The organism is Paenibacillus darwinianus (assembly GCF_000598065.1).
Taxonomy (GTDB): domain Bacteria; phylum Bacillota; class Bacilli; order Paenibacillales; family Paenibacillaceae; genus Paenibacillus_I; species Paenibacillus_I darwinianus.
In genome coordinates this window covers 13,378-19,056 of the sequence record NZ_KK082193.1, presented here as the reverse complement: position 1 = coordinate 19,056, position 5,679 = coordinate 13,378, and the positions used below count along the sequence as shown (strand labels likewise).

At 57.8% G+C, this 5,679-nt stretch carries 6 protein-coding genes; all 6 read left to right on the top strand.

The genetic code is table 11. From position 1 onward, the window contains the following. Positions 1-217: substrate-binding domain-containing protein (locus tag BG52_RS12405; protein ID WP_036667364.1), on the top strand; the 217-nt coding region annotated here is incomplete at its 5' end. A 208-nt stretch (positions 218-425) separates the two neighbouring features. Next, complete coding sequence (locus tag BG52_RS12400; RefSeq protein WP_036583635.1) at positions 426-1,613, top strand: sn-glycerol-1-phosphate dehydrogenase; 1,188 nt, start codon at positions 426-428, stop codon at positions 1,611-1,613. Positions 1,614-1,849: 236 nt separating this feature from the next. Continuing rightward, complete coding sequence (locus tag BG52_RS12395) at positions 1,850-2,749, top strand: ABC transporter ATP-binding protein (RefSeq protein ID WP_051587809.1); 900 nt, start codon at positions 1,850-1,852, stop codon at positions 2,747-2,749. Then, the gene (locus BG52_RS12390; RefSeq protein ID WP_036583633.1) at positions 2,746-3,558 is read left to right on the top strand and encodes a hypothetical protein; all 813 of its coding nucleotides are present in this window, start codon (positions 2,746-2,748) and stop codon (positions 3,556-3,558) included. The genes BG52_RS12395 and BG52_RS12390 overlap by 4 nt, the downstream gene beginning before the upstream one ends. Positions 3,559-3,594: 36 nt before the next feature. Further along, positions 3,595-4,593 carry an iron-hydroxamate ABC transporter substrate-binding protein gene (locus tag BG52_RS12385; protein WP_036583630.1) on the top strand — a complete coding sequence of 333 codons (999 nt, stop codon included), beginning with the start codon at positions 3,595-3,597 and terminating at the stop codon, positions 4,591-4,593. Beyond that, entirely contained in the window at positions 4,590-5,609 is a 1,020-nt protein-coding gene (locus tag BG52_RS12380; RefSeq protein ID WP_036583628.1) for a FecCD family ABC transporter permease, read from the top strand. The genes BG52_RS12385 and BG52_RS12380 overlap by 4 nt, the downstream gene beginning before the upstream one ends. Positions 5,610-5,679: the final 70 nt, after the last annotated feature.

Below are 5,679 nucleotides of genomic sequence, written 5' to 3'. Positions count from 1 at the left end.
GGCGGGAAGCGGACGTCCGACCGCGATATTTTGCTGCAACGATCTGCTTGCCATCGGGGCGCTTCAGACAGCCAATGCGTGTGGCCTGCGCATTCCGGCCGAGCTGGCGGTCGACCGGATGCTCGCACAGGACGGGTTGCGCCAAGAGGGGGCGCGTCGGGCTGTGCTCGCGCCCGAACTTGTCTTGCGGGAGTCGACCGCGGTCTGGCGGAGATAGGACTGCCTATATTTGCAAGGCTGGACATATGGACGCCCTCATTCGGTCGATCGGTTAATGAGGGCGTTTTTGTGCCGGGCGCCGATGCGGGCAATGGAGAATTTACCTGACGTCATTGTGAAGAAGATTTGGGACGTCTGGTTGACAAACCGTTGGAGGGAAAGGAGAATATTACTTGTAAGTACAAGTAGGAGCGGAGGGAATAACAATGGCGGATGTAATGCAATCGATCAGAAATACGGCGAAGCGTATGAATGAGCCGCTGGATGAATCGTTGTTCCCGGAACGAATGTTGGTGCAAGCCGGGGCGATCGGGCAGGTAGCGCCGTACTTGCAAGACAGAGGGAATAAAAGGATCGTCGTCGTGTCCGATTCCGAAACCCGCAAGGCAGCCGGCGCAACACTGTTATCGGATGCGAAGGCTGCCGGGCTTTCCGCGGAGGAGACCATCGTGAAGCCGAATGCACAGGGAGACGTCGTCGCGGATGAAGCCTCCATTGTGCAGGTTATTATCGATATTCAGCGGACGAACTCGGACATCGCGGTAGCGGCCGGATCGGGAACGATCCATGACATCGTGCGTTATGCGGCGTATACGACCGGCATTCCGTTCGTTTCCGTCCCGACCGCTCCTTCGGTGGACGGCTTTACCTCGAAGGGCGCGCCGATACTGGTGCGCGGCGAGAAGATTACGCTTCCCGCAATCGGGCCGGCGGCACTTTTTGCGGACGTGGCGATTTTGCGCGCGGCACCGAGGCCTTTGATCGCGGCAGGCTTCGGAGACATGCTCGGCAAATATACGTCGTTGTTCGACTGGACGTTCGGCCATTTGACCGCCGGCGAACCTTATTCGCCGCTTGCGGCCGAGTTGACGCAGCAAGCGTTGACGGCATGTGTGGAAAATGCCGATGCGATCGGCAGCAATACCGAAGAGGGCGTGACGATTCTCATTCACGCACTGATCCAATCCGGGATTGCGATGCTTATATTCGGCCAGTCTCACCCGGCATCGGGCGCCGAGCATCATTTGTCGCATTACTGGGAGATGGCGTTTGTACGGGAAGGACGCAGGCAGCTTCTTCACGGGGCCAAGGTTGGCGTTGCATGCACGCTGATCGCCGCGCTCTATCATCGGGTCGGGGCAGAAGGCATGCCCGCCGCGAATGGTTTCGCCGAACGGCACCGTTCGATCGAATCGCAGTGGAGCAACATTCAGGCTGCCATCAACCGGATTCCGCTAGAAAGTCGGCTGCGGGAACTGATCCGTGCGGTTGGCGGCCCATCCTCGCTGGCGGAGCTCGGTGTGGAACGCGAGCTGGCGGAGCACAGCCTGCAGGAAGCCCATCGGGTACGGCTTAACCGTTACACGCTGCTGCGTGCTATGAACGAAGGTTAAGCCATTATAAGTGGAAAATGAGCCGCCATCGATTATTAATCGATGGCTCTTTTATTTCTCAGAGCAGGCAGCAAGAGCGTCATCGCAATCTGGCCTGTTAATACTACTTAATAGTAATTCCAATGTAGCTAACATTTCTTGACATATCGAAGGTGAACGATTATCATTCATCATATGATAATGATAATCGTTATCATGTGATAGGAACCAATTCCGATCATCAAGGAGTGCGGCGCATGAACAGATTGTTTACGGAGCAGTTACATATAGGTTACGGCAGCCGGACGATTGTGGAAGATCTTAACCTGCAAATTCCGGACGGGGAAATAACGGCTTTGGTAGGCGCGAACGGAAGCGGAAAATCGACGATTCTGAAAGCGATGGCGCGTATTTTGAAGCCGGGGGCGGGGCATGTTTTTCTCGACGGCAAGTCGATCGTCCGCCATTCGACGAAAGACGTTGCAAAGCAGCTGGCCATTCTGCCGCAAAATCCGGTGGCGCCCGTAGGGTTGACCGTGACGGAGCTTGTCTCCTTCGGCCGTTTCCCGCATCAGCGGGGACCGGGCTCGCTCGGCAGCGACGATCACGCCGCCATCCGCTGGGCGCTTGAGGTGACGGGCATGGCGGAATTCGCCGAGCGTCCGGTGGATCAGTTATCCGGCGGACAGCGCCAGCGTGCCTGGATTGCAATGGCGATTGCGCAGGATACGGGCATCCTGTTTCTCGACGAGCCGACGACCTTCCTGGACATGGCGCATCAATTGGAAGTGCTGCACCTTCTCCGGCGGTTGAACCACGAGGAAGGACGCACGATCGTCATGGTCGTTCACGACCTCAACCATGCCGCCCAATATGCGGGACATGTCGTTGCCATTAAGCAGGGACGCGTCGCCGCGCAGGGGACTCCCGAATCGGTCATTACATCCGGCATGCTGCGCGAGGTGTTCGGCGTTGAGGCGGAGATCGTGACCGATCCACGTTCGAGCCTGCCGGTATGCCTTCCGTTTGCGCTCGCGTATGAATCCTACGCCGATGCGGCCGCTCATCCGGAATCGGCGGTCGCAAGGAATCGGGCGGAAAGCCGTTCCGGAGCAAAGCCGGCGCTTGCGGAACGCGAACGGAGCGTCGGGGCATGATGGAAATGGACGCCGCCGCGCGGGAAACCTTCTTCTATATTGCCGAATCGAGACGGGGAGAAGCGCTGCTGGAGCTCGACTGGAGCGAGATGAGCCGGCCGATAATGGCAGCCCGGTTTCTGGACGCCTATAGCGGTGTTCTGCAAGCCAGGGATCGCGATGCGGCTGCCACTTATTTCGCTTCGCTGCTTGGCAGCCTATGCGCGGGGTTTCATTACATGGTGCTTCATGATAAAGCGGAGCCCGCGTTCGAGCGGGGTGAGGCGATCCTGCAGCTGTTCGGTGAGCGGGCACGGCAGCCTATGCTGCTCGTTCTGCCTCCTTCAGCCAGACGCATGCTTAGCGGCACGGACGAGGGCGGCAAAGCGGACGTGAAGGAAGCGATGGAACGGTTCTACGGTGATGCTATGCTGCCCGTTATTCAGACTGCGGCGTTCACGGGCGGTGTGCGTGAGCTTGATTTATGGAAGCTGTTGGCTACCCGGCTCAAGTATGTCGAAGAACAGTTTATCGAACAAGCCGATGAGCCTGAGAAAAGGCGAATCTGGCAGCATTTTGACCTGCTGTACAATGGTCTTTCCCCGGCCGTATTCGGGAGGAAACACAATCTGCTGAATATCGAATACCGTTTCGTCGAGGACCCTAATCAGCCGGGCAGCTATTTGCGCCAAAGAGCGGCGTGCTGCCTGGCGTTCAAAACCGGGGGCAATCGAAGCTACTGTTACACCTGCCCCCGTATCACCGAGTCGGAGCGGCTGCAGAGAAGACAAGCCGCGTCGGAGCTCAGAGCACAAACGGCAAAAGCTTAATCTACCGATCAAATTATTGAAAGAGGGTACATCATCGTGAACGTTCCTATTCGCAAAATCAGCTTCATCGTTTTCATCCTGCTTTTCGCCGTGTCGGCCGCGGCCTGCGGCAGCCGTGCCGGTTCCGGCGCGACTACACCGGCAAATGAAAATAACGCAGCAAACGAATCGGCGGCAGCCGGCAACAACGGAACGGGCGGGGCGAAGCAGGACGCCGGCACGGTGTCCTACAAGGCCGCGAACGGCGATATCACGATTCCGAAGCATCCGAAGCGAATCGTGCTCGTTGCGGACTATTACGGCTATTTTCTGACGCTCGGCATCAAGCCGGTCGGTGTCTCGAACTATACGTTCCAAAACCCGTTCTATGAAGGCAAGCTGGAAGGCGTCGATAACATTGGCGACGGCCAGAACATGGAGAGCATCCTGACGCTTCAACCGGATCTGATATTGACGTGGGATGCCAAGTCAGCCGAGCAGCTCGGGAAAATTGCGCCTACCGTCGTGATCGAATACGGTAAGCTGAACTACAAGGACCAGCTCCGCGAGTTCGGCAGAATGACCGACACGGTTGATAAAGCGGAAGCGTGGATCGCCTCCTGGGAGGCGAAGCTTGCCGAAGTGAAACCGAAGGTGCAACAGGCGGTCGGCGACCGGACCGTCTCGATCATGCAGACCGATGCGAAGAATCTATACATATTCGGCGACAAATTCGGCCGCGGCGGAGAAATCATTTACGGCGAGCTGGGACTTAAAGCTACGGAGCTGACCAAGAAAGAAACGATCGATGCGGGGCCGGGCTATACGAACATTTCGCTGGAGAAGCTGCCGGAGTTTGCGGGCGATTATATTTTTACAAGCACATGGACGATGGAGAGCGACGGAGCCGCGACGTATGACAGCGTGATTTGGAAGAACCTGCCGGCGGTCAAGCAAAACCGCGTATTCAACATTCATCCGATCGGCTACTATTTCAACGACCCGATCTCGATGGAGGGACAGTTGGACTTCATCGTAACCAGTTTGACGCAATGATGGAGCCAAATAAACGGGGCAATCGCCCAATAGCGTTCGGTGTCGTCATACTGGCCGGAATCGCAGCGCTGCTGTTCGCGCTTGTATCCTCCGTGTCCGTCGGTGCGGCCGATATCGATTTTGCGGCGGTATGGGAGGCCGTGTTTCAGTATAACCGGGAGCTGCAGCAGCATCAGATCATTCAGGAGCTGAGGTTTCCGCGCGCCTTGGCAGGTGCCCTCGTGGGCGCCTGTTTTTCGGTGGCGGGCGCTCTCATGCAGGGAATGACCCGCAATCCGCTGGCTGATCCGGGGCTGCTCGGCATCAACGCGGGAGCAGGCTTCGTGCTTTCGTTATGCTTTTCCCTGTTGCCTGGCTTATCGTACCAGCATCTGATGCTGTTTTCATTTCTCGGCGCGGCTGTGGGAACAGGGCTCGTCTTCGGAATCGGCGCATTTGCCAGAAACGGCATGTCGCCGCTCCGTCTCGTGCTTGCGGGGGCGGCCGTGACTGCTTTATTGACGGCGCTGAGCGAGGGGATCGCTTTGTATTTTCGGGTCGGACAAGAGCTGGATTTTTGGTTCGCGGGAGGGCTCTCGGGAATAAAGCGGCAGCAGGTTAGCCTGCTTGCGCTTTGGACCGCGGCGGGGCTGCTGGCAGCGATTCTGCTCTCTCGCTCGTTAACGATACTCAGCATGGGCGAGGAAGTGGCCGCCGGCCTCGGCCAACGCAGCCGGCTCGTCAAATTCGCCTGCTCCGTCGTCGTGCTCGTATTAGCCGGTGCGGCCGTGTCCACCGTCGGGGTCGTAGGTTTTGTCGGGCTGATCATTCCACATATAGCCCGTTCCCTCGTCGGTGCGGATTACCGGCTCATCATCCCTTGCTCCGCGGTATTGGGGAGCTTGCTTATGGTTGTGGCGGATCTGGGAGCGCGGCTGGTCAACCCGAATTTCGAAACGCCGGTGGGAGCCGTTATTGTGCTGCTCGGGGTACCGTTCTTCCTCTATCTGACCAGGCAGCAGAGGAGCATGGAATGAAGCGTGCGAATGGAATCGATATCGGCGGCGGTCGCCGAGGGAGCGGCCGATCGGTCGTTGTCATGGCTGC